The sequence below is a fragment of the Streptomyces sp. NPDC107528 genome (assembly GCF_055639295.1).
Window position 1 is genome coordinate 334,103 of the sequence record NZ_JBVKAV010000009.1, and the last position, 24,266, is coordinate 358,368.

General features: G+C 70.8%; 15 protein-coding genes and 1 pseudogene. 10 read left to right on the forward strand and 6 right to left on the reverse strand.

Annotated features, from left to right (window positions below):
* Positions 1-73 precede the first annotated feature (73 nt).
* From ACZ7L5_RS28705 to ACZ7L5_RS28725, 5 genes and pseudogenes are all read left to right on the forward strand, one after another.
* Positions 74-1,252: an acyl-CoA dehydrogenase family protein gene (locus tag ACZ7L5_RS28705; protein WP_471519983.1), complete on the forward strand. Its 1,179-nt coding sequence runs from the start codon at positions 74-76 to the stop codon at positions 1,250-1,252.
* A gap of 9 nt (positions 1,253-1,261) precedes the next feature.
* Positions 1,262-2,104: an oxygenase MpaB family protein gene (locus tag ACZ7L5_RS28710; RefSeq protein ID WP_471519985.1), complete on the forward strand. Its 843-nt coding sequence runs from the start codon at positions 1,262-1,264 to the stop codon at positions 2,102-2,104.
* Between the two features lie 63 nt (positions 2,105-2,167).
* Positions 2,168-4,408: a serine/threonine-protein kinase gene (locus ACZ7L5_RS28715; RefSeq protein ID WP_471519987.1), complete on the forward strand. Its 2,241-nt coding sequence runs from the start codon at positions 2,168-2,170 to the stop codon at positions 4,406-4,408.
* Between the two features lie 75 nt (positions 4,409-4,483).
* Complete coding sequence (locus ACZ7L5_RS28720; protein WP_471519989.1) at positions 4,484-6,061, forward strand: phytoene desaturase family protein; 1,578 nt, start codon at positions 4,484-4,486, stop codon at positions 6,059-6,061.
* A gap of 67 nt (positions 6,062-6,128) precedes the next feature.
* Positions 6,129-6,363, forward strand: a pseudogene (locus tag ACZ7L5_RS28725) (MmyB family transcriptional regulator); the annotation flags it as partial.
* A gap of 6 nt (positions 6,364-6,369) precedes the next feature.
* Here the strand turns inward: ACZ7L5_RS28725 and ACZ7L5_RS28730 are convergent.
* The gene (locus tag ACZ7L5_RS28730) at positions 6,370-8,145 is read right to left on the reverse strand and encodes a serine hydrolase domain-containing protein (protein ID WP_471519991.1); all 1,776 of its coding nucleotides are present in this window, start codon (positions 8,143-8,145) and stop codon (positions 6,370-6,372) included.
* A 168-nt stretch (positions 8,146-8,313) separates the two neighbouring features.
* Here ACZ7L5_RS28730 and ACZ7L5_RS28735 point away from each other — a divergent pair, with 168 nt between their 5' ends.
* Both ACZ7L5_RS28735 and ACZ7L5_RS28740 read left to right on the forward strand, forming a co-directional pair.
* Positions 8,314-9,423 (forward strand): NAD(P)H-dependent flavin oxidoreductase, encoded by a 1,110-nt coding sequence (locus ACZ7L5_RS28735; RefSeq protein ID WP_471519993.1) that lies wholly within the window; start codon positions 8,314-8,316, stop codon positions 9,421-9,423.
* Positions 9,424-9,446: 23 nt separating this feature from the next.
* Positions 9,447-10,997: an acyl-CoA synthetase gene (locus ACZ7L5_RS28740; protein ID WP_471520206.1), complete on the forward strand. Its 1,551-nt coding sequence runs from the start codon at positions 9,447-9,449 to the stop codon at positions 10,995-10,997.
* Between the two features lie 2 nt (positions 10,998-10,999).
* On the opposite strand, the gene ACZ7L5_RS28745 is transcribed toward ACZ7L5_RS28740, so the two are convergent.
* The 4 genes from ACZ7L5_RS28745 to ACZ7L5_RS28760 form a co-directional block, all read right to left on the reverse strand.
* Positions 11,000-13,909 (reverse strand): ATP-binding protein, encoded by a 2,910-nt coding sequence (locus tag ACZ7L5_RS28745; RefSeq protein WP_471519995.1) that lies wholly within the window; start codon positions 13,907-13,909, stop codon positions 11,000-11,002.
* 188 nt (positions 13,910-14,097) lie between these two features.
* On the reverse strand, positions 14,098-15,114 hold the full coding sequence (locus ACZ7L5_RS28750) for a (-)-alpha-amorphene synthase (protein ID WP_471519997.1): 1,017 nt from the start codon (positions 15,112-15,114) through the stop codon (positions 14,098-14,100).
* A complete protein-coding gene (locus ACZ7L5_RS28755) occupies positions 15,089-16,363 on the reverse strand; it encodes a cytochrome P450 (RefSeq protein ID WP_471519999.1) in 1,275 nt (424 codons plus the stop codon). Before ACZ7L5_RS28755 ends, ACZ7L5_RS28750 begins: the two co-directional genes overlap by 26 nt.
* 368 nt (positions 16,364-16,731) lie before the next feature.
* Complete coding sequence (locus ACZ7L5_RS28760) at positions 16,732-19,167, reverse strand: penicillin acylase family protein (protein ID WP_471520001.1); 2,436 nt, start codon at positions 19,165-19,167, stop codon at positions 16,732-16,734.
* 119 nt (positions 19,168-19,286) lie between these two features.
* Here ACZ7L5_RS28760 and ACZ7L5_RS28765 point away from each other — a divergent pair, with 119 nt between their 5' ends.
* On the forward strand, positions 19,287-20,786 hold the full coding sequence (locus ACZ7L5_RS28765; RefSeq protein ID WP_363042352.1) for an acyl-CoA synthetase: 1,500 nt from the start codon (positions 19,287-19,289) through the stop codon (positions 20,784-20,786).
* Between the two features lie 90 nt (positions 20,787-20,876).
* On the opposite strand, the gene paaK is transcribed toward ACZ7L5_RS28765, so the two are convergent.
* The gene (paaK, locus tag ACZ7L5_RS28770; RefSeq protein ID WP_471520003.1) at positions 20,877-22,172 is read right to left on the reverse strand and encodes a phenylacetate--CoA ligase PaaK; all 1,296 of its coding nucleotides are present in this window, start codon (positions 22,170-22,172) and stop codon (positions 20,877-20,879) included.
* 166 nt (positions 22,173-22,338) lie between these two features.
* Here paaK and ACZ7L5_RS28775 point away from each other — a divergent pair, with 166 nt between their 5' ends.
* Together ACZ7L5_RS28775 and ACZ7L5_RS28780 are read left to right on the forward strand one after the other, a co-directional pair.
* The gene (locus ACZ7L5_RS28775; protein ID WP_471520208.1) at positions 22,339-23,202 is read left to right on the forward strand and encodes an alpha/beta fold hydrolase; all 864 of its coding nucleotides are present in this window, start codon (positions 22,339-22,341) and stop codon (positions 23,200-23,202) included.
* 91 nt (positions 23,203-23,293) lie between these two features.
* Positions 23,294-24,256 carry an ion transporter gene (locus ACZ7L5_RS28780; RefSeq protein WP_471520005.1) on the forward strand — a complete coding sequence of 321 codons (963 nt, stop codon included), beginning with the start codon at positions 23,294-23,296 and terminating at the stop codon, positions 24,254-24,256.
* The last annotated feature ends 10 nt before the right edge of the window (positions 24,257-24,266 follow it).

A 24,266-nucleotide genomic window follows, 5' to 3' on the forward strand; every position in this document is an offset into this window, starting at 1 on the left:
GCCATTCCCAATTTCTGGAACACGTTCTACGGTGTGCGCCGACAGGACCGGCCTTGGGGAGCCTGGAGGCGCCGTGCATCTCGAATACTCGCCCGAGCAGCAGCGGCTGCGCACCGAACTGCGTGACTACTTCGCCAAGTTGGTGCCGGACCTCGCGCAGACCCGCTTCACCGACCCGGCCGCCCAGAAGCGCTATTACCGCAGCACGATCCGGCGGCTCGGCACGGACGGCTGGCTCGGCGTGGGCTGGCCCAAGGAGTACGGCGGCCGCGGCCTGACCGCGATGGAGCAGTTCATCTTCTTCGACGAGGCGGCCCAGGCGGGCGTACCGCTGCCGCTGATGGCGCTCAACACCGTCGGCCCGACGATCATGCAGTACGGCACGGACGAGCAGAAGGCGTACTTCCTGCCGAAGATCCTCTCCGGCGAGCTCGACTTCGCGATCGGCTACAGCGAGCCCGACGCGGGCACGGACCTGGCGGCCCTGCGGACACGCGCCGTGCGCGACGGCGACGAGTACGTCGTCAACGGCCAGAAGATCTGGACGACCAACGGCGACACCGCCGACTGGGTCTGGCTGGCCGTGCGCACCGACCCGGACGCACCGCCGCACAAGGGCATCACCATGCTCCTCGTCCCGACCACCGACCCCGGCTACTCCTGCACCCTCATCAACACCCTCGCCTCGCACGACACCACCGCCAGCTACTACGAGAACATCCGTGTCCCGGTCTCCCGCCGCGTCGGCGCCGAGAACCAGGGCTGGCGCCTGATCACCAACCAGCTCAACCACGAGCGCGTCACCCTCGCCGCCCACGGCACCATGGCCATCCGCGCCCTGCACGACGTCCAGCGCTGGGCCATGGAGACCAAGCTCGCCGACGGCCGCCGGGTGGTCGACCTCCCCTGGGTGCGCCGCCGCCTCGCCCAGACCCACGCCAAGCTCGACGCCCTCAAGCTGCTGAACTGGAAGATGGTGAGCGCCGTACAGGACGGCACACTCACCCCGCAGGACGCCTCCGCCGTGAAGGTCTACGGCTCCGAGGCGCGCCGGGACGCGTACGCCTGGCTGATGGAGATCGTCGCCGCACCCGGTGCGCTGAAGGAGGGCTCGGCGGGATCCGTGCTCCACGGTGAGCTGGAGCGGGGCTACCGCTCGGCCGTCATCTTCACCTTCGGCGGCGGCAACAACGAGATCCAGCGGGAGATCATCTCGTGGATCGGGCTGGGGATGCCGAGGGTGCGGCGTTAGCCTGCGGGCATGGGCGACCCCGGGCTGTTCACCCCGAGCTCCGTGACCTGGCAGATGCACGGCGACCCCATGATGTGGGTCGCCGGAATCCGCGCGCTCTACCTCCAGGCCCTCCATCCGCGCGCCGTACGCGGCGTCATGCAGAACAGCGACTTCCGGCACGACGCCTGGGGCCGTCTCCTGCGCACCGCCAACTTCGTCGGGACGATCTCGTACGGCACCACCGAGGCCGCCGAGAAGGCCGGCGCGCGCGTGCGGCGGATCCACAGCATGCTGAGCGCGACCGACCCGGACACGGGGGAGCGGTACGGCGTCGACGAACCCGAGCTGCTGCTGTGGGTGCACTGCGCCGAGATCGACTCGTATCTCCAGGTCGCACGGCGCTCCGGCTTCCGCCTCACCGACGCGCAGGCCGACCGCTACATCGACGAACACCGGGTCAGCGCCCGCCTGGTGGGCCTGGATCCCGACGCCGTACCGGCGAACCGGGCCGAGATGGCGGCGTACTTCGAGAAGGTCCTGCCCGAGCTCGCGTGCGGATCCGAGGCACGCGCGGTGGACGACTTCCTGCTCCGCCCGCCGACGCACCCCCTGCTCGTCCCGGCGCGCGAGGTGCTGTGGCGGCGCGTGGCACACCTGGCGTACGCCGCTCTGCCACCGTACGCCCATGAGCTGTACGGCAGACCGGCGCCGAAACCCGCCGCCGTCACCCGCCAGTTGCGTGCCACGGGCACCCTGCTGCGCGCTGTTCCCGCACGTCTGCGCTGGCAACTCCCGCCCAAACACATCCTGCGCGCCATGGCACGACTCGGCCCCGGCTCGCGCCCGGCACCGTACAAACTCGGACGATAGCTCGCCATACTGGACGAGCCGGGGGAGGGCAAGGCTGACCGTGACGGGGGGCGATCGCGGGCGATGGGGGACAGCAGGCTGATCCAGGGCCGGTACCGACTGCTCGATCCGATCGGGCGGGGCGGTATGGGCGAGGTGTGGCGTGCGCGCGACGAGTCGCTGGGCCGGCATGTCGCCGTGAAGTGCCTCAAGCCGCTGGGACCGCAGCACGACCACTCCTTCACGCGTGTCCTGCGGGAGCGGTTTCGCCGCGAGGCCCGGGTGGCCGCGGCGCTCCAGCACCGCGGCGTGACCGTGGTCCACGACTTCGGCGAGTCCGACGGGGTCCTCTTCCTGGTCATGGAGCTCCTCCAGGGCCGCAACCTCAGCCAGCTCCTGGAGGACAACAAACACCATCCGCTGCCCGTCCCGGACGTCGTCGAGATCGCCGACCAGGTCGCCGCCGCCCTCGCCTACACCCACCAGCAGGGCATCGTGCACCGCGACCTGAAGCCCGCGAACATCATGCGGCTCGCCGACGGCACGGTGAAGATCTGCGACTTCGGCATAGCGCGCCTCGCCCATGACATCGGCTTCACCTCCCGGCTGACCGGCACCGGCATCGCGATGGGCACCCCGCACTACATGTCGCCGGAGCAGATCGGCGGGGAGGAGGTGGACCAGCGCAGCGACCTGTACTCGCTGGGATGCGTGCTGTACGAGATCGCCACCGGAGTGCCGCCGTTCGACCTGGACGACCCCTGGGCGATCCTCGTCGGCCACCGCGACACCGTGCCCCGCCCGCCGCGCAGCCACCGCGCCGAGCTGCCCGAGTACTTCGAGCAGGTCATCCTCGACCTGCTGGCCAAACGCCCCGAGGAACGCCCGCACGACGGACGCGAGTTGGGCCGCCGCATCGGTCTGGGCCGTACGACACCGACGTATGTGCCGACCGTGGTGACCCCGCAGCCGGACCTCAGGCCCCCGGCGCCCGTGACCCGCGAGCCCCGCCTGCCGTCCTGGACCCGCGGCATGACCACCGGCCACAAGGCCACCGGCGCGGGCCTGCGCACCACACCTCCGGACGCCGGGGCCGGCCTCACCGGCGAGTGGATCCCACGGCCCACGACCGGCCGGCCCGAGGAGGCCCCCGTACCCGACGAGGCGCCCACCCCCTCGGCTGCGGCGCTCGCCGCGCTGGCCGGACGGCACAACGCAGGTCTCAGCCTCGGCCGACTGGGCCGCTGGAGCGAGGCGGGCGAGGTGCACCGGACCGTCGCCGCCGAGCGTGAGCACCTGCTCGGCGTCGACCACCCGGACACCCTCGCCAGCCGCTACGAGGTCGCCTTCACCCTCAGCCGCACCGGCCGGGCCGCCGACGCCCTGCGCGAGTACAAGCACGTCGCCCGCGCCCGTAGCCTCTCCCTGGGCCCCGACCACCCCGAGACGCTCGCCGCCCGGCAGGAAATGGCCTACGTGCTGGGCCAGTTGGGCCGCCACTTCGACGCGCACCAGGTCTACACGTCCGTACTGTCGGCACGGGAACGCGCGATCGGCGCCGACCACCCCGACACGCTGCGCTGCCGTCACAACCTCGCCTTCAACCTGAGCAGGCTCGGCCGTCTGGAGGACTCGTACCGCATGGCCGGCGAGGTCGCCGTCGCACGCGCCCGCGTCCTCGGCCCGCACCACCCCGACACCCTGGTCACGCGCTACGAAGTCGCCTACGCCCTCGGCCAGTTGGGCCGCTGGGCCGAGGCCCTGCAGACCTATCGCGAGGTCGCCGACGCCCGCGCCCAGGCCCTCGGCCCCGACCACCCCGACACACTCGCCGCCCGCTACGAGGTCGGCATCAGCCTCGGCCGCCTCGGACGCAGCGCGGAGGCCCTCCAGCTCTACCTCGGCCTGATCGACGACCGCGCCCGCGTGCACGGCCCCGCCCACCCCGAGACCCTGCGCGCCCGTCACGGGCTCGGCGTGAACCTCGGGCGCCTCGGACGCTGGGAGGAGGCCCTCGCCGAGTCCAGGGACGTGTGCGCGATCCGTGAGCGCGTGCTGGGACCCGACCACACCGACACCCTGGTCAGCCGACGCGAGGTGGCGGTGAGCCTCGGCTGGCTGGGCCGCTGGCCGGACGCGCTCACCGAGTACCGCAGGGTGGCCACCGCCCGCGAACACGTCCTCGGCGCCGACCACCCCGACACCCTCGCCAGCCGGAACGACGAGGCCCACTGCCTGGAGCAGCTCGGGCGGGGCGCGGAGGCGGTCGAGCTGTACCGGAGGGTGGCGGTGCTGCGGCAGCAGCGGGCGTCCTCAGGCGGGTGAAGCCCGGTGGCGGGTCGTGACCCCGGCGCGCGCTCACCTATGGCCGACCTAGATCATCACGTGTTACGAAGAATCATGCCAGCACACGAGGGACACCCGGGACACCGTACGTACGACGCCGTCATCGTCGGCGGAGGCCACAACGGCCTGGTCGCCGCCGCCTACCTGGCCCGGGCCGGACGGTCCGTGCTGGTCCTCGAGCGACTGGACCGGACCGGAGGCGCCGCGGTCTCCACGCGCCCGTTCGCCGGCGTCGACGCACGGCTCTCCCGCTACTCGTACCTGGTCAGCCTGCTGCCCAAGAAGATCGTCCGGGACCTCGGCCTGGACTTCCGCGTCCGCACCCGCGACGTCTCCTCGTACACGCCCGTGGACCGGGACGGACAGCCGACCGGACTGCTCGTGGGCGGCGGCGAGCGCCGCACCCGGGAGGCGTTCGCCCGGCTGACCGGCGGCGAGCGCGAGTACGCGGCCTGGCGGCGCTTCTACGCCATGACCGGCGAGGTCGCCAAGCGCGTCTTCCCGACGCTCACCGAGCCCCTGCCCAGCCGTGAGGAGCTGCGCCGCCGGGTGGACGACGAGGAGGCCTGGCGGACCCTCTTCGAGGAGCCGATCGGCGTCGCGATCGAGGACCGCTTCACGGACGACCTGATCCGGGGCGTGGTCCTGACGGACGCCCTGATCGGCACCTTCGCCGACGCCCATGACGCCTCGCTCAAGCAGAACCGTTGCTTCCTGTACCACGTGATCGGCGGCGGCACCGGCGACTGGGACGTCCCCGTCGGCGGCATGGGCGCCCTCACCGACGCGCTGGCCACGGCCGCGCGCGAGGCGGGCGCGGTCGTCGTCACCGGGCACGAGGCGGTACGGATCGACACGGACGGCCGTACGGCGGAGATCAGCTATCGCACGGCCGACGGCGAGGGCGTCGCCGCCGCCCGGCACGTCCTCGTGAACGCCTCCCCGCAGGAACTGGCCGCCCTCACCGGCGGCACCACCCCGGCCGCCGCCGAGGGCGCCCAGCTCAAGGTGAACATGCTGCTCAAGCGCCTGCCCCGGCTGCGCGACAGCTCCGTCGACCCGCGCGAGGCCTTCGCCGGCACCTTCCACATCGCCGAGGGCTACGACCAACTGGCCACGGCCCACGCCCAGGCCGCCGCCGGCGAACTCCCCGCCGCCCCGCCGTCCGAGATCTACTGCCACTCGCTGACCGATCCGACGATCCTCGGCCCCGCCCTCGTCGAACGGGGCTACCAGACCCTCACCCTGTTCGGCCTGCACACCCCGGCCCGGCTCTTCGAGCGCGACAACGACGCCGTACGCGACGAACTGCTGAAGTCGACGCTCGCCCAGCTGGACGCCCACCTCGCCGAGCCGCTCGCCGACTGTCTGGCGACGGACGCCGATGGACGGCCCTGCATCGAGGCGAACACCCCGCTGGACCTGGAGCACGACCTGCGCCTTCCCGGCGGCAACATCTTCCACCGCGACCTGGCGTGGCCGTACGCCCAGGAGGACACCGGCCGCTGGGGCGTGGAGACCCGCCACCCGAACGTGCTGCTGTGCGGGGCGGGCGCGGTGCGTGGGGGAGGGGTCAGCGGGGTGCCGGGGCACAACGCGGCGATGGCGGTACTGGAGGCGGTCGGCGACTGAGACCGGCCCTGCTCAGGCCCGGACGCCGCCGTCCACCCGCAGGATCACGCCGGTGACGTAGGACGCGCGGTCGCTCTACGGCGTCCCGGACGTGGCCGAGTTCGCACGGAACTCGACGCAGCGACTGCGCGCCGCCGCGGCCCGCTACCCCGACGACCCGGAACTCGCCGCGCTGATCGGCGAACTCCTGGACCGCAGCGAGGAGTTCACCCGGCTGTGGGCGGCCGGCCCACGACGTGACCGCCACGCCCACGCTCCGCAAGACCTTCGCCCACCCCGTCGTCGGCCCCGTCACCGTCAATTCACGGTCAGTTCCCTGAGGGGGTCCACCCGCTTGCCGTGATCCGTGCCGCGTCCGCGGGCCGGGCCTCGTCGAAGAGAACGGAGTGCGCTGTCTCGACGTGCAGACCGTCGACGTACGCACCACGGCCCACGTACAGCTTGTCCGTGGCGTACCGCCAGCGGAGTACCAGCTGCCGGTGCGCGGGGAGTTGCGCCGTGAGGCGGTGCCAGACGCGGCCCGACCAGCCGGTGACCGTGCCGCTCGGGTGGGCCTGAGTGCGCTCGCCCGGGCGTTTCGTCGTGAAGGGGAGCGGAGCCCAGGTCGTGCCGCCGTCCGTCGTGGACTCCAGGACGAGGACGTCCGCCTGAGGCTCGGTGTCCCACCACAGGGCGCAGTGCAGCTCCGCCTCGCCGGAGGACGTGTCGAGGGAGGGAAGCGCGAGCGTCGCGCTGGTGGCGGCCGCCATGCCCGAGAACCATGCCGTACGGCCGTGGCGCGGACGGACCGCAACGGCACGGGCCATGTTGTCGGCGGCGGCGACCCGGGGCGCGGAGCCGGAGCGCCAACTGCGCACCGGGTGGACCGAGTTGCCGAGCACGACGAGGAAGGAGTCGGTCGTCGGGTCGAGGACGAGACAGGTGCCGGTGAAGCCGGTGTGTCCCGCTGTGCGCGGGGTGGCCATGGCGCCCATGTACCAGTGCTGGTAGAGCTCGAAGCCGAGGCCGTGTTCGTCACCGGGGAAGGCGGTGTTGAAGTCGGTGAACATCAGCTCCACCGACTCCGGCTCCAGGATGCGGCATCGTCCGTATGCGCCGCCGTTGAGCAGCGTCCGCCCGAGGACGGCCAGGTCCCACGCGTTCGAGAAGACGCCGGCGTGGCCCGCGACCCCGCCCAGACTGAAGGCGTTCTCGTCGTGCACTTCGCCCCATACGAGCCCACGGTCCAGGCCGGACCACGGCAGCCTGGCGTCCTCGGTCGCCGCGGTCCGCGGCTTCCAGGCGGCGGGCGGGTTGTAGCGGGTGCGGCGCATGCCGAGCGGGCCGGTGATCTCGTCGCGGAGAAGCGCGTCGAGGCTCCTGCCGGTGATCTTCTCCAGGACGAGCTGGAGGGAGATCAGATTCAGGTCCGAATAGAGGTACTTGGTACCCGGCGGATTCAGCGGCGCCTCGTTCCAGACGAGTTGGAGCTTCTCCTCGTACGTCGGCGCGTTGTAGAGCGGGATCCAGGCGCGGAACCCCGAGGTGTGCGTCAGGAGCTGACGAATCGTGACGTCCTGCTTGCCCGCGCGGCCGAAGTCCGGGAGGTATGACGCGACCGTGGCCTCCAGCCCGAGCTCACCCCGTTCGATCTGCTGCACGGCGAGGATCGAGGTGAACAGCTTGGACACCGAGGCCAGGTCGAAGACGGTGTCCTCGGCCATCGGGATCTGCCGGGCGGCGGGGAATTCGACCCCGGTGTCGGTCTCCTCGTCATACGCCTCGTAGCGCACGGCCATCCCGATGGGCTGGTGCAGGGCCACGGTGCCGCCGCGGCCGGCGAGCAGCACGGCACCGGCGTACCAGGGGTGCTTGGGGGAGGGGCCCAGGAACCTCTCCGCGTCGGTGACGAGCCGGCGGAGGTGGGTGGGGAGGAGGCCGGCGCGTTCGGGGGAGCCGTGGCGCAGGGTGGGGCTTGAGGTGCGCGCCGCCGCGGCTGCCGCCGCCGGTCCCGCGGGCAAGGGCGCGATGGCCAGAGCTCCGCCCAAGGCCATCGCGGCCCGGCCCAGTCGACGCCTGGTCAGTCCGGTTCTGCCGTCGGTCATCGAGGTTCCTCCCGCCACTCCGGCTGAAAGTATCTTTCCGGGATCACCTTGCGTGGTGAAACTTTCCTGTCAGGTCGGAGTCGTGTCAACGGGACGGTCGCCCCAGAGATCTGACGGTGTATCAGAAAAGGCCTTCCGTCGTCCGGAGGTCTGCGGCATTCTGCGCCCATGCAGACGGAGCTGAGCAAGAAACTGGGAGTCGAGCACGCCATTTTCGGCTTCACGCCGTTCCCCGCCGTCGCCGCGGCCATCAGCCGGGCCGGCGGTTTCGGAGTGCTCGGCGCGGTCCGCTACACCGCCCCCGACGACCTCAAACGCGACCTCGACTGGGTCGAGGCGCATGTCGACGGCAGGCCCTACGGGCTGGACGTCGTCATGCCCGCGAAGAAGGTCGAGGGCGTCACGGAAGCCGACGTCGAGGCGATGATCCCGGAAGGGCACCGGCAGTTCGTCCAGGACACCCTCGCCAAGTACGGCGTGCCCGAACTGGCCGACGGGGAGGCGTCCGGCTGGCGGATCACCGGGTGGATGGAGCAGGTCGCCCGCACCCAGCTCGAGGTCGCCTTCGACTATCCGATCAAGCTGCTCGCCAACGCCCTCGGGTCACCGCCCACGGATGTCGTGGAACGCGCCCATGACCGGGGCGTGCTCGTCGCCGCACTCGCGGGCAGCGCCCGGCACGCCCGCAAACACGCCGAGGCCGGGATCGACATCGTCGTCGCCCAGGGCTACGAGGCGGGCGGCCACACCGGTGAGATCGCCTCCATGGTGCTCACCCCGGAGGTGGTGGAGGCGGTCGACCCTCTGCCCGTACTGGCGGCCGGAGGTATCGGGAGCGGCCAACAGGTTGCGGCGGCATTCGCTCTCGGCGCCCAGGGTGTGTGGCTGGGCTCCATGTGGCTGACCACCACAGAGGCCGACATGCATTCCCCCGGCCTGACCCGCAAACTGCTCGCCGCCGGGTCGGGCGACACCGTCCGCTCCCGCGCCCTGACCGGCAAGCCCGCACGCCAGCTGCGCACCGAGTGGACCGACGCCTGGGACGACCCGGACGGGCCCGGCACCCTCCCCATGCCCCTGCAGGGACTCCTCGTGGCCGAGGCCGTCTCCCGGATCCAGAAGTACGAGGTCGAGCCGCTGCTCGGCACACCCGTCGGCCAGATCGTGGGCCGGATGAACAGCGAACGCAGTGTCCAGGCCGTCGTCGACGACCTCACCCGCGGCTTCGAACAGGCCGTGCAGCGCATCAACCGCATCGCCGGAAGGAGCGGCCAGTGACGAACACCCCCGCCACCCCCACCGTGAGCACCCCTCCGGTCGGCTTCTGGGCCCAGGCCGCCGCCGATCCCGACCGCCCGGTCCTCGTCGCCCCCGACGGCGAGCAGTGGACCGCCGGACGTCTGCACGCCGCCGCCAACCGTCTCGTGCACGGCCTGCGCGCGGCCGGTCTCGGACGCGGTGACGCCTTCGCGGTCGTCCTCCCCAACAGCGTCGAGTTCTTCACGGCCTACCTGGCCGCCACCCAGGCCGGCCTCTACCTGGTCCCCGTCAACCACCACCTCGTCGGGCCCGAGATCGCCTGGATCGTCGCCGACTCCGGCGCCAAGGTGCTCATCGCCCACGAGCGTTTCGCCGAGCCGGCCCGCCAGGCCGCCGACGAGGCCGGCCTCCCGGCCACCCACCGGTACGCCGTCGGCGAGGTCGAGGGCTTCCGGCCGTACGGCGAACTCGTCGACGGACAACCGGAGTCGGCACCCGCGGAACGCGAGCTCGGCTGGGTCATGAACTACACCTCGGGCACGACGGGGCGCCCCCGCGGCATCCGCCGCCCGCTGGCCGGCAAACCGCCCGAGGAGTCCTACCTGGGCGGCTTCCTCGGCATCTTCGGCATCAATCCGTTCGACGCCAACGTGCACCTCGTCTGCTCGCCGCTCTACCACACCGCGGTCCTCCAGTTCGCGGGCGCGTCCCTGCACATCGGGCACGGGCTGGTCCTGATGGACAAGTGGACACCGGAGGACATGCTCCGTCTGATCGACGCCCACGAGTGCACGCACACCCACATGGTCCCGACCCAGTTCCACCGCCTCCTCGCGCTTCCGGAGGACGTAAGGCGCCGCTACGACGTCTCCTCCATGCGGCACGCCATCCACGGCGCCGCCCCGTGCCCCGACCATGTGAAACGGGCCATGATCGAGTGGTGGGGCCACTGCGTGGAGGAGTACTACGCCGCGAGCGAGGGCGGCGGGGCCTTCGCGACCGCCGAGGACTGGCTGAAGAAGCCCGGCACGGTCGGCAAGGCCTGGCCGATCAGCGAACTCGCGATCTTCGACGACGACGGTAACCGGCTGGCGCCCGGCGAACTCGGCACCGTCTACCTGAAGATGAACACCGGCGGCTTCAGCTATCACAAGGACGAGGCCAAGACGCGGAAGAACCGCATCGGCGACTTCTTCACCGTGGGCGACCTCGGCTGTCTCGACGAGGACGGCTATCTCTTCCTCCGCGACCGCAAGATCGACATGATCATCTCCGGCGGGGTCAACATCTACCCCGCCGAGATCGAGTCCGCCCTGCTCGCCCACCCGGCCGTCGCCGACGCCGCCGCCTTCGGCATCCCGCACGACGACTGGGGCGAGGAGGTCAAGGCCGTCGTCGAACCGGCTCCCGGCCATGAACCCGGCCCGGCCCTCGCCGCCGCGATCCTCGACCACTGTGCCGGCCAACTCGCCGGGTACAAGCGCCCCAAGAGCGTGGACTTCATCGCCGAGATGCCGCGGGATCCCAACGGGAAGCTGTACAAGCGGCGGTTGCGGGAACCTTACTGGGAGGGGCGCACGCGCCCCGTGTGACGTCAAGGACGCATACGAGGCGGTGCCTCCAACGCCCTGGCGAGGCCTGCGGCGTCGGTGCCGATCTTGCGGTACACGCTGGACAGCAACTGCCGCACGCCTTGCTCGGTCAGGTGCATCTCCGTGGCGATCACCGTCACCGGGCGTCCCTCGGCGGCCAGTTCGGCCGTACGGTGCTCCCGCGCGGTCAGTGTGTCCGCCTGCACGTAGCGCAGGGGCAGCGGGCGCAGACCGGCCGTCGAGAGTTCCTCCCGCGCGCGGGCGGCGAGCCCGTCGGCTCGGCAGTGGACGGCGCCCTCCAGACCCTGGTAGAGCCGGTCGGCGGCCTCCTGGAGCTGCCCGTTGCGGGACAGCGCGGCGCCGTGGCCGACTTGGGCGCGCGCGAGTTCGTACGCGGCGGGGGACTGCTCCAGGTGGTCGATCGCCTCCGCGTACAGGTCGAGTGCGGCCGGCCCGCCGGTCACCTCGGCGAGGGTGTGCAGCGCCTGCCCGACGGTGGAGGCGGCGCCGAAGTCCCGGGCACGCTTGACGGCGTCCTGGGCGTGATGGATCGCCTCGTCCGGGGCGGTGGAGGCGAGCGCGGTCGCGAGCCGCAGCTGCCACGGGCACCAGGCCGGGTTGCGCCAGGCCCGTCCGTCCAGCCAGTTCCCCACCGCGGACAGCAGCGCCGCCGCTTCCGCGTGCCGTCCCTCCGCCAAAAGCAGTTCCGCGTACACGGTGCGCGGATCGGGATAGATGACGGCGTTCGGAGCCATCTCACCGAAGTGGTGGTCGTCGGCGAGCACGCGAGCCTCGCTGATCCGTCCACGGGCCAGCAACGTCTGGATCAGGACGCTGATGCCGTACCACTGGGCGGCCACGACGCCGTCCACCTTGTCGGCGATGCGCAGGCCTTCCCGTACCAGGTCCTCGGCTTCGGCCAGACAACCCCGGTGGTACCGGACGTAGGCGGCGATGCTCTGGCCGAAGGCCAGGTGGGAGCCGTGCCAGCCCTTGCCCACGCACTCCGCGATCCCCTGCTGGAACAGCTCCTCGGCCCGTCGCGGCTGGTCGCCGTACATGAACACCAGGGCGACCGAGAGGGGTACCTCGAAGCCCCGGTTCTCATCGGTCCAGCTCATGCCGCCGCGCAGGGACTTCTCCGCGTAGGTGAGGGCGGTCCGGCGCGGTTCGCCGCGCAGGACGGCATCCCAGGCCCGCAGCCCCAGGATGTAGCGCTCCTCCAGGCTGCGGCCGGGCAGCTGCTCGGCCAGCCGCGCCAGCCTCCGGGAGCGGGCGGGTGAGTCGGGATCGTCGGCGCGCATCGTGCTCCAGACGAACTGATCGGCCTGCATGCGCAGCTTGACACGCGGATTCGTGGCCTTCCGGGCCTCCTCGGCGGCCACGGTCGCGGCCTCGTCCATCCGATCGGTGTGGGCGAGCGCCGTCGTCAGCCGGTAGACGATGGAGGCGCGCAGGTCGGGGTCGACGTCCGGCTCCGCCAGCGCCTGGCGGAGATGCCGTACCGTGGCCGTGGGCTCGATCAGGAACGTGGCGCACGCGAGTTCGTGCAGGACCGCCGCGCGGTCCTCCGGGATCGGTGGTTCCTTCAGCGCACGGGTGAGCATACGCCTGGCGGCCTCGGTCGCCCCGGCGCCGAGGTACTCGCGAGCGGCCTTGCGCAGGCATTCCACCGTCTCGGGGTTGCCCTCGCAGGGCACCTCCAGCAGATGCCGGGCGGCGGCGGTAGGGCCGTAGCCCGCGTTCAGGACGGCCTCCGCGGCCGCGTTGTGCAGACCGGCCCGGAAGCCGGAGCGGATGGACCGGTAGATCGTCGTGGTGATCAGCGGGTGGACGAACTCGAGCTCACCCTCGGGGCCGTGGCCGTCGGTGAGGATCCGGGCCGCGCGCAGCTTCTGGGTCGCCTCGGCGGCGGTCTCGTCGCCGAGTACCGCGATGCTCGCTGCGAGCTGTGGTGAGAACGGCGACCCCAGCACGGCAGCGGAGTGCGCGAAGCGGACGGTCGCGGTGTCGAGGGCTTCCAGACGCTCGATCAGCCCCGGTCCCTTGATCGCGGCGGCCAGTTCACGCATCGCGGGCAGGTCGTGCTCGCTGCCGCTCAGTTTCCGCTCGGCCAGGCCGATGGCGAGCTCCACCGTCTCGAAGGGGCTCCCTCCGGTGGCCGACCAGCATTCCTTGCAGAACACGTCCTCGGCTCTCTCGCCGACTTGGCTCCTGATGATCTGTGCCACGCCGTCGGCGGTGAGGCATGCGAGGTCGTGGGGGCGGTCGGCGTGATGTCCGACGAGCGTACGGAGTTCGCCCGCTTCGGACGGCAGTTCGTCGGGCCGGTAGGCGACCACGATCAGCAGGGGGAGGTCATCGACCCGTGACGCGAAGGAATCGAGCCAGCTCAGGGACTCGACGTCCGCCCAGTGCAGGTCGTCCAGGAGCAGGACGACGGGTGCCTTTTTGATGGTGAGGCACGTCATGACCCAGTCGAGGCCTTCGCGGACCCCGGTCGGATCCGGTGCGGCGGCGGGGCCCCTCGCTTCGAGCCCGAGCACGGCGGCCATGACGTCGTACCAGCTTCCCAGGAAGGAGCGGAGTTCTGCTCCGTCCATCCTCGCCAGCGTGGGCTGCACGAGTTGGCGCACCACGCGGAACGCCGAACCCTGTTCCTTCTCCCCGCCCCTGCCCGACAGCACGGTGAAGCCCGATGCCAGGGCGCGCTCACGTGCCTGCGTGATGAGTGCTGTCTTGCCCAGTCCGGCCGGCCCGCTGAAGGCGAGCAGCCCCCTGTGCCTGGCTTGCGACCCACCGTCCGTGGTGCGTCGCAGTTCCTTGAACGCGGCGTCGAGGGCTTGAAGTTCCCGTCGGCGCTCGATCAACGTCCGTTGCTCCGTGATCGGGTGCCGAGGCTCCATCGCCATGTGCCGTACCGCCTTCTGTCGTTCGGCTCGGAGGAGCCGAGCGTACGCCCCGCCGAGGTGTGGCAGTACGAATTGGGCACCATAGGGTGAATCGTGAATTGATAGGTGGGAGAACGCCCGCCCGCTGGGTAGTGGACACGGATGGACGTCTCCCGGGTGGAGTACCGGCGGGAGCTCGACAGGCTGGACTACGGCACGGCGGGCACCGACGTCACATCCGCGTAGCGAGGCACGGTGCGGGCCCAGTCGTAGCACCCGCGGATCCAGCCGATCATGCCCTCCACATAGCCGATGCCCGTGGGGCTCAACACCGGTTTGATCCCGGCACGGAGCCTTTCGAACTGCTCGATCGTGCTGTTGATCTCCTCGATGGTCAGGAGCACGGCGGCCGGCAGGGAGCACCGCCGTTCGCGCTGGTGGGCCAGGGCAAGGTTGATCATTTCGCCCGCGTGCTGCTCTTTCACCGCGGAGAACAGGTCGGCCGTCCACACCGCCACGTCGGCAGACAGCCGGCTCAGTCGCCGCACGACGGGATGATGCACCTCGGCGTCGCTCAGTTCGCTCGCTCGGGCGCCCTCGTACAGCGGGTAGAACGGCTCGACGCCCGCAGTCAGCGAGCGTATGGAGGTGCAGTCGTCGGTGCGCAGCACAAGGGGCTGGGTCTGGGCCACGGACTCGTACAACAGGCCGTGCACGTATTCGCAGCTCTGCCAGGCCCATCGCGCGGCCTGCGCGGGTGAGCACCGTTCCCGGACCTGGCGGTGGAGATCGGTCAGGGCGGCTCCGAGGCGACTGCTGGGCGGTCGCCCGTCCCGCAGAATCGCGACACTCTCGCACAGCATGGGCAGCAGCCTGCCCGGAGAGCTTCGGCCCAGGTCCTCGGCGAGGTCGTCGAAGACGAACTGATAGGCGATCTGCTGGGCCACAATCTGAAGGACGCCGGAATCCACGGTGGGGCTGGTGTAGCTCGCGAGTTCGGCGGGGCGAGTGCGGGCGATCATCACCGCCACATCCGGTTCGTCCGTCAGCCCCCATACCCGCAGCCATGAGTCGACCACGGCCGCGGCCTCGGTTTCATGAGGGTTCCGCCGGAACGGGTAGGGCATGCGGAGGTTGGTGTCGATCAGGTCCCGGAGATTGGAGTCCGGCATTCCGTCCGGTACGGCCAGCGCGATTTCCTCATGCCTGGTCGACAACGTGGTCACCTGCCGATCGGGGTTCGCAGACCATGACCAGTGAACGCGGTCCCATGGTGATCCCGGGGCGCTGTTTCCGTTCGGCGCGGTCCGGGAGATGACGCAGGCGCCGGCGGCCGGCGATGGTCGCGAGCGCGAGGGTGGCCTCCACCATCGCGAACTCGTCACCGAGGCATTTGCGGCTGCCCGCGGAGAACGGCATCATCGCGCGACGTTCTTCGGCGGTGGGCTGCCCCGGCAACCAGCGGTCGGGATCGAAACGCTCGGGTTCCGGGAACGACGAGGGATCGTGGTGCAGGAGGTGGGGGCTGTACAGGACGGTGGCGCCCTTGGGCAGGCGGCATCCGCCGAGTTCCGTCTCCTTGGTGGCGACGCGCGTGAACAGCCAACCGGGCGACGAGTGACGCAGCGTTTCGGAGACGACGCACCGGGTGTAGACGAGGCGCGGCAGATCCTCGGCACGGGGCCGCCGGCCCTCGGCGAGGAGGGAGTCGAGCTCGGCGTGCAGACGTCGCTCCGCCTCCGGATTGCGGGCCAGCAGACTGAAGGCGCCGGCCAGGGCCAGCGCCTGGGTTTCGACGCCCGTCAGCAGCAGCGTGATCAGGTGATCGTGGACCTCCTGATCGCTGATCGCCGTCGTCGGTCCGTCGCCGTTCGCGGCCTTCAGCAGCGTGCCCAGCACGTCGTCGTGGTCGGCTCCCCGGCGACGCTCCGCTATCGCCGCGTCGATGATCTCGTGCAGGCGCGAGAGCGCGCGCCGATAGCGGCGGTTGGCGGGGGTGGGGAGGCGGAACAGGGCGTCGATCGGTACGACGGTGCGGACGAAGAGGCCGCGGACGACCGCCGTGAGACAGTCCCGCACCTCGGCGGTCGTCCGGTCGTCCAGGGAGTCGGAGAGGAGGACACGGCTGGTCACCCGTGTCGTGAGCGCCATCATCGCCTCGGTGACAGGGATGTGCTGACCGTCGGACCATGCGCGGCACGCCGCGTCGGCCTCCTCGGTCACCAGGTCCGTGTACTCGGCGACGTGCGAAGGGCGGAAGGCGGGCTGCAACAGCCTGCGCTTCTCCCGATGTGTCGGCTGTCGGCAGGTGACGAGGCCGTCGCCCATCAGCTTCCCGAGCCTGTCGTAGAGCGGGCCCCCCTTGTCGAAGGTGTGCGGATCCTTGAGCATCTCGTGGACCAACTCGGGGTGGCACACCATCCAGGCACGCTGGGGGCCCAGCCGTATCTCGACCAGATCCCCGTACGAGGGCAAAGAATTCAGAAACGCAAGCGGTCGGCGGAACAAGGCGATACCGTGACCGAGGACGGGGAATATGCCTGGAGCAGTACCTGTCCGCCATACTCGCTCCTGTGCGGGGACAACACGGCTCATGAATACCTCCTGCCTGACGCGGCACGCGAAATCGCTGAACGCGCCACGGACTTGATCCTTGAGACAAGTCCTGCCCAGTCCGAGCGGTGTTCGGTTTCCCGAAACCTTTCTCCAAAGGGGCGCACAGGAGCACAGAGAGGCAAAAGAAGCATTCGGCGAAATGGTCGTTTGTGAATCGTGCATCGACGGCCGTGCTCATCCGTCACTCAAATGTGGTCCCGCCCCAGACGGGACGGGACCACAGTCGCTCAGCGTTCGCGCACGCGGACAACCTTCAGGGCAGGCGACGACAGGATGTCCGCCTCACAGAACCGCGCCGTCACCCACCTCTCACCCGAGAACAACCGCGTCTGATCCCGGAAGTGGGCCGAGTTCGGGTTCGACGACTGAGAGTACGTCAGCAGCGTGCGGGCCACCGGACAGCGGCTGTTGTCCCAGCCCACCGCCTGGATGTGGCTGGAGCCGGTCGTCACCTCGGTGTAGCCGCCCTGCGCAGCGTTCCACACCGGCTCGATCTTGTTCCACACACCGAGTCCTTCGGTGCCGCCCGGCACGGGGATGCGCTGACCGTTGCGTACGACGAACTGGTGCTCTCCGAGGCGGGAGTCGAGGGCGATGCCGGCCGCCCGCAGTTCGGCGACCGCGTCCGCGAGGGCCGTGGCGAAACCGGGAGCCCCGGTGTTCAGGGTGTTCGGGGTGCGCACCGGGTCCGCCGGTGAGAACGGCACCTTCCACCGCTGCGCGGCCGGCACCTTCGCCGTCAGCTTCCGCCAGAACCGGTCGAAGAGCAGGGCACCCCGGCTGCCGGTGTCCATGGTGCGGTCCCACGCCGTGAGCACCGGACAGGCCTCGGAGACGTCAACCGCCTTGCCGTCGCTGCCCGTTGCCGTACCGCCCGGCAGCGTGGCACACGCCTTCGCCGTGTCGGTCGCGGCCAGGGCGGCTGCCGGCACCCGGTTTCTGAACTGTTGGCGCTCCAGATCCCGGACGGTCAGACCGCCGCGCTCCGCCATCGCCGCCACGTCCTCGACCGCACCGCGGGTGCGCAGGGAGCGCTGCGTGCCGATGGGGCCGAAGACCCGCTCGTAGCCGGTGAGCGGCCGGTCGGCGTTGGCCAACCAGGCGCTGTCGTTGGAGTTCTCCGCGTACGGCGCGTCCTTCAGCGTCGGCATGCGGGCGGGCCCGAAGATGCCGGCCTGGACGGCGTCGGCGTCGCTGCCGAGCGCGCAGTCGCCGCGGGAGCCGTCGAGGACCGCCAGCCCCGCGGCCGGGTAGGTGACCTTGCCGAGGTCCGTGGAGCACCGCGCCGCCAGGTCGTCGGTGATGCGGGGAAGTACCTGCGACTGGGTGTAGAGGGAGTGCCCCGAGCGGTCCGCTGCGATGGTGTTCACCCACGGGAGCCCCTGGTGCCGGGCGAGGGTCGCCAGCACGTCGGCCGTACTGCGCGCCTTGCTGAAGCCGAGCGAGGTGTCGGCGAACCGCATGTTGGCCGCGTTCGGGTCGTTGAGCGCGTACGCCGTCGTCGCCGTCCAGGGCAGCGGGAGGTCACCGTCGGCGGACGCGACCACCGGGCCGTACCGCGTCCACCACTGGGTGCGGCTCACGGGCGCACCGCCCTTGACCGCGACGGTCACCGTCCGCTTCTTCATCCGCTCGGCCTTGCCGTCCACCAGGTAGACCGTGGGGTCGGCCGGATCCAGCGTCAGCCTGTGCAGATTGAACGGGACACCCGTAGCGACGGTGTGGCTCCACGCCACATGGGAGTTGTAGCCGATGGAGATCGCCGGCGACCCGAGCAGCGACCCGCCGGCGACGTCGAGCTCGCCCGGAATCGTCTGCTGCGCCTGCCAGAAGCGGCGTCCGCCGTGCCACGGGTAGTGCGGGTTGCCCAGCAGCAGACCGCGCCCGTTGGCCGTGGTGTCACCCTGGAAGGCGACCGCATTCGATCCCATGTCCGCGTCGCCGGTCCGTTCGCGCACGGCCCGGATCAGGGCCGCGGCGTCCGGGCTCGTCCCGATGCCCTTGCCGCGGGCGGCCGGACCGATAGGCGGTTGGGCCGAGGTGATGTCGTCCGCGGCGCCACCCTGGCCGCCGAGCACCGCGAAGGCGTAGGAGCGGGCGGCCACGTCCAGCGGGGTGATCGGCCGCACCCAGGCGGCGCCCTTGCACGCGGGGTCGGTGATCCTGTTCTGCTTCAGCCAGGAGTTGTACCCGGCGGCGAAGCCGCGCATGAGGTCCTTGACCTGCCGGCTCGGGCCGCGCGGCGCGGGCTCGGCGAGCAGCTTCTCCACCGTGCGGGCCTGACGTACGCCGCGGAAGTACAGGTCGCTGGAGAGGTTCGTGGTGGCCGAGGACAGCGAAAAGTCGGTCGCCGCGTCCGGGCCGAAGAAGCGCGAACGCTCGCCGCGCACGGTCACGAACCCGTCGGCGAGCGTGCACACCTGGTCGGCGGCCTGCGCCCAACCGGTGCCGAAGCCCATGGACCTGTAGTCCTTGGCGACTATGTGCGGAATGCCGTACTCGGTATAGCGGATTTGGGCGGACAGACCGCCGTGCGAGAGCTGTTCGTGCCGGTTGTGCCGATCCTGCGGGTCCTGCCGGTCGGACGCGGCCGCGGGCAGCCCGGCCACGGTGGCGAGCAGGGCGACGGCCGCGACGACGAGCCGTCTGGGGCGGGTGTGCATGGTGCCTCCCAACGTCATTGAGGGAAGGAGCCGTTGAGCGTACCAACGGGTATGTGTCCCCGGTCAGTGTCGGGCATCCTTCTTGACCCGTCCCTTCGACGCACCGAGGATCATGTGTCATGACGCCAGGACACGGCAGCACGGTTGACGGAGTGCTGCGCCGCAGCGCCCGACGCACCCCGGCCCGCGTCGCGGTCGAGGACCGCGAGCGTGCCTGGACGTACCAGGAACTCGACGAGGCCGTCTCCCGCGCGGCCGGCGTCCTGCTCGACCAGGACCTCACCCCCGGCGACCGGGTGGCCGCCTACGGCCACAACTCGAGCGCGTATCTGATCGCCTTCCTGGCGTGCGCCCGCGCCGGCCTCGTGCACGTCCCCGTCAACCAGAACCTCACCGGCGACGATCTCGCCTACATCGTCCGTCAGTCCGGCAGCTCCCTGGTCCTCGCCGACCCCGGCCTGGCCGGCCGGCTTCCCGACGGCGTCCGTACGATGCCGTTGCGCGACGCCGACGACTCACTCCTGGCACGGCAGGCCACGGCGGCCGTCCACGACGGCCCGGAGCCGCGCAGCGAGGACCTGGTCCAGCTGCTCTACACCTCGGGTACGACGGCCCTCCCGAAAGGCGCGATGATGACCCACCGCGCCCTGGTCCACGAGTACCTGAGCGCGATCACCGCCCTCGACCTGAGCCCCGGCGACCGTCCCGTCCACTCGCTGCCGCTGTACCACTCGGCGCAGATGCACGTGTTCCTCATGCCGTACCTGGCGGTCGGCGCCACCAACATCATTCTGGAGTCGCCCGACGGCGACCGGCTCTTCGACCTGATCGAGGCCGGCCGCGCCGACAGCCTGTTCGCCCCGCCCACGGTGTGGATCGGTCTCGCGGGCCGCCCCGACTTCGCGACCCGAGACCTCGACGGACTGCGCAAGGCGTACTACGGCGCCTCGATCATGCCCGTGCCGGTCCTGGAGCGGCTGCGTGAACGATGGCCGAAGCTGGCCTTCTACAACTGCTTCGGGCAGAGCGAGATCGGCCCGCTGGCCACGGTGCTGGCCCCCGATGAGCACAAGGGCCGGATGGACTCCTGCGGCCGAACCGTCCTCTTCGTTGACGCCCGGGTGGTCGACGAGAACGGCGCGGACGTGCCCGACGGCACCTCCGGCGAGATCGTCTACCGCTCCCCGCAGTTGTGCGAGGGCTACTGGGACAAGCCCGAGGAGACCGCGGAGGCCTTCCGGGACGGCTGGTTCCGCTCCGGGGACCTCGCGGTGCGCGACGCGCACGGCTACTTCACGATCGTCGACCGGGTGAAGGACGTCATCAACTCCGGTGGCGTACTGGTCGCTTCACGTGAGGTCGAGGACGCCCTGTACACCCACGAGGGCGTCGCCGAGGTCGCGGTGATCGGCCTGCCCGACGAGCGGTGGATCGAGGCCGTCACGGCGGTCGTCGTCCCGCGCGGCGAGGTGAGCGACACCGAACTGATCGACCACGCGCGCGAGAAGCTCGCCCACTTCAAGGCGCCGAAGCGCGTGGTGTTCGTGGACGGACTTCCGCGCAACGCGAGCGGGAAGATCCTCAAGCGGGAGCTGCGGGACCGGTTCGCCGAAGACTGACCTCGACGGGACCGATCCCGAGGGCGCCTGGGCTGTGTCCGCAAAGTCCCGCCTGCCCCGCGGCGTCTGACGTGACCTTGCGGACACGACCTAGCGGGGACGCAGGTCCTGGATGCGCCGGATCTTGCCCACGGAGCGTTCCAGCGACTCCGGTTCGACGATCTCCACGGCGACCGACACCCCGATGCCGTCCTTCACGGCGGCCGCGATGGCCCGTGCGGCGGCGTCCCGGGTCTCGGAGGACGCGTCGGGGCGGGCTTCCGCCCGAACGGTCAGGGCGTCGAGCCGGCCCTCACGGGTGAGCCGCAGCTGGAAGTGGGGTGCCACACCCGGCGTCCGGAGCACGATCTCCTCGATCTGGGTGGGAAAGAGATTGACCCCGCGCAGGATGACCATGTCGTCGCTGCGCCCGGTGATCTTCTCCATCCGCCGGAACACCCGGGCGGTCCCCGGCAGCAGCCGCGTCAAGTCCCGGGTGCGGTACCGGATGACGGGCATGGCCTCCTTCGTGAGGGAGGTGAACACCAGCTCGCCCTCCTCGCCGTCGGGCAGCACCACGCCCGTGATCGGGTCGACGATCTCGGGGTAGAAGTGGTCCTCCCACACATGCAGCCCGTCCTTGGTCTCCACGCACTCCTGCGCGACCCCGGGCCCCATGACCTCCGACAGCCCGTATATGTCCACGGCGTCGATCGCGAACCGCTCCTCGATCTCACGACGCATCTGCTCGGTCCAGGGTTCGGCCCCGAAGATGCCCACCCGCAGGGAGGTCCCGCGCGGGTCGACGCCCTGCCGTTCGAACTCGTCGAGGAGGGTGAGCATGTACGACGGCGTCACCATGATGATCTCGGGCCTGAGGTCCTGGATCAGCTGGACCTGGCGGGCGGTCATGCCGCCGGACGCGGGGATGACCGTACAGCCCAGCCGTTCGGCACCGTAGTGTGCGCCGAGCCCGCCGGTGAACAGCCCATAGCCGTACGCCACATGCACCTTGTCCCCGGGCCGGCCGCCCGCCGCCCGGATGGACCGGGCCACCATGTCGGCCCACACGGAAAGGTCGCCGTCCGTGTAACCGACAACCGTGGGCCGGCCGGTCGTGCCGCTGGAGGCGTGGATGCGGCGGATCTGCTCCTGCGGCACGGCGAACATCCCGTACGGGTAGTTCTCGCGCAGATCGGCCTTGGTCGTGAACGGGAAGTGCGCGAGATCGGCGAGCGAACGGCAGTCGTCGGGCCGTACGCCCGCCTTGTCGAAGGCGTCCCGGTAGAAGGGCACGTTGTCGTACGCGTGCCGCAGCGAGGTCCGCAACCGCTCCAGCTGCAACGCCCGCAACTCCTCCGGCGTGAGCCGTTCCCCCGAGTCCTGCAGCTCCGTCGCATCCGCCATGGGGACTTCTCCCTCGCCAACCGCGCCAATTCGGGCGACCGATCATTCGGTCTGGGTGTTCGAGATCAGTAATCCAGGCGTGGATTGATCAGGCAAGGGGGTGGGCCGCACTTTCTGCGCGTCGGGCCTGTTGCCGTGAGGGCGGCCGATGACCAAGATCAGATCCATGCCGACCTTCACCTCCGCCGACGGAACCGAGATCGCCTACCACCTGCGAGGAGAAGGCGAACCGCTCGTCGTGCTGCCCGGCGGGCCCATGCGGGCCTCCGCCTATCTGGGCGACCTGGGTGGACTGGCCGCGCATCGACAGCTGGTCCTGCTCGACCTGCGGGGCACAGGGGACTCCGCGGTGCCGGTGGATCCGGCCACCTACCGCTGCGACCACCTGGTGGACGACGTCGAGATGTTGCGCGCCCACATGGGGCTGGACCATATGAATGTGCTCGGGCACTCGGCGGGCGGGAGCCTGGCCATGCTGTACGCCGCCCGCCATCCGGAGCGGGTGGCGCGGCTGGCGCTGGTGACCGCCACGCCGTGGGCGTTGGGGATGCCGGCCACTGCCGAGGAACGGCTGGTCGCCGCCCGGTCGAGGCGGGGCGAGCCGTGGTTCGCGGAGGCGTTCCCGGCGTTCGAGGCATGGCTGGCGGGGACGGGCGATTTCGACCCCGTGTTCGCGCCCTTCTTCTACGGTCGCTGGGACGCCGTGGCCGAGGAGCACGACGCGCGCGGCGATCACGAGTCCAACGACGAGGCCGCCGACATCTACGGCTCCGACGGGGCCTACGACCCGCCCAGGACCATCTCCCGGCTCGCCCGCCTCACCGCCCCGGTCCTCGTCCTCGCCGGGGCGTTGGACGGAGGCCCGAGTCCGGACCTCGCGCGCCGCACCGCCGATGTCCTTCCGAACGCCGAGTGCGTCGTGCAGCCCGGTGCCGGGCACTACCCGTGGCTGGACGACGCGGAGTGGTTCGTACGGTGTGTCGTCGCCTTCCTGGAGAAGGCGGGGCCTCCGCACCCGCGAGCAGGCTGAGCTCGGCTCGCGCCGACGGTTCGGACCAGGGCGCCGGCCCGGAGGCACAGGGCGGGCATACCAGGCCGCCCGCCGGAGCAGATTCAGCACGATGACCGACCACCTTCACAACCGCACACCCCACGCACCCCGACCCGCCCGCCTGGTGCTGGCAAAATGGGCCCGCGCCATCACGGAGGCCCGCTGGTTCGCCCTCACCGTGCTCGGCGTGATCCTGGCCAACGCGGCACTGCTCGGCGCGGAGACGTATCGCGGTCTGGTCGGCGACTGGCACCACTGGCTGAGCTACGCCGAACACGCCTGCCTCGCCGCCTTCACCGCCGAGATCGCGCTGCGTGCCTGCGCACACGCCGACCGGCCCCGGGACTTCCTCCGCGACCCGTGGAACCTGTTCGACCTGGCCGTCGTCGTCTGCGCGTTCCTGCCGCTCGTCCGCGAGAACGCCACCGTCCTGCGGCTGCTGCGCCTCGCCCGAGTCCTGCGCACCGCCCGCTTTCTGCCCCAACTGCGCATCGTCATGGTCGCGGTCGCCCGCAGCCTGCCCGGTACGGTCAGCTTTCTGCTGGTGGGCGCCCTGTTGCTGTACGTCTACGCCATGGTGGGCTGGGTGTTCTTCGGCCTCCAGGACCCCGAGCAGTACGGCTCGATCGGCCGCGCCGTCCTCACCCTCTTCCTGCTGATGACGCTCGACGGCCTCGGCGAAGCGGTCCACGCAGGCCTGGAGATATCGCCCTGGAGCGTCCTCTACTACGCCTCCTACGTCCTGATCGCGTCCTTCGTGCTGGTCAACGTCCTCATCGGCGTCGTCATCAGCTCCCTGGAGGAGGCCCGCGAACTGGAGGAGGAACGGGGACAGCGCCACACGGGCCCTGTCACGCACGAGACGGGCCGGCCCGGGACCGATCAGGCGGGCCTCGGCGTACGCGACCAGGAGATCCGGGCCCGCATCGCCGTCGCCCGACGCGCCCTCGACGACCTCGAAGCGAACCTTCGCGGCCATGCCGTGCGCCGTCCCCGAGGGTCGGAGGGCAGCGCGCCCCGACGCTCGGCATGACCCGATCCGA

What these genes read in the sequence shown, in the direction of transcription:
- ACZ7L5_RS28710 (WP_471519985.1), top strand. Translation starts at nt 1,262, where the DNA reads ATGGGCGACCCCGGGCTGTTCACCCCGAGCTCCGTGACCTGGCAGATG.
- ACZ7L5_RS28715 (WP_471519987.1), top strand. Translation starts at nt 2,168, where the DNA reads ATGGGGGACAGCAGGCTGATCCAGGGCCGGTACCGACTGCTCGATCCG.
- ACZ7L5_RS28720 (WP_471519989.1), top strand. Translation starts at nt 4,484, where the DNA reads ATGCCAGCACACGAGGGACACCCGGGACACCGTACGTACGACGCCGTC.
- ACZ7L5_RS28730 (WP_471519991.1), bottom strand. Translation starts at nt 8,145, where the DNA reads ATGACCGACGGCAGAACCGGACTGACCAGGCGTCGACTGGGCCGGGCC.
- ACZ7L5_RS28735 (WP_471519993.1), top strand. Translation starts at nt 8,314, where the DNA reads ATGCAGACGGAGCTGAGCAAGAAACTGGGAGTCGAGCACGCCATTTTC.
- ACZ7L5_RS28745 (WP_471519995.1), bottom strand. Translation starts at nt 13,909, where the DNA reads ATGGCGATGGAGCCTCGGCACCCGATCACGGAGCAACGGACGTTGATC.
- ACZ7L5_RS28760 (WP_471520001.1), bottom strand. Translation starts at nt 19,167, where the DNA reads ATGCACACCCGCCCCAGACGGCTCGTCGTCGCGGCCGTCGCCCTGCTC.
- ACZ7L5_RS28765 (WP_363042352.1), top strand. Translation starts at nt 19,287, where the DNA reads ATGACGCCAGGACACGGCAGCACGGTTGACGGAGTGCTGCGCCGCAGC.
- paaK (WP_471520003.1), bottom strand. Translation starts at nt 22,172, where the DNA reads ATGGCGGATGCGACGGAGCTGCAGGACTCGGGGGAACGGCTCACGCCG.
- ACZ7L5_RS28775 (WP_471520208.1), top strand. Translation starts at nt 22,339, where the DNA reads ATGCCGACCTTCACCTCCGCCGACGGAACCGAGATCGCCTACCACCTG.
- ACZ7L5_RS28780 (WP_471520005.1), top strand. Translation starts at nt 23,294, where the DNA reads ATGACCGACCACCTTCACAACCGCACACCCCACGCACCCCGACCCGCC.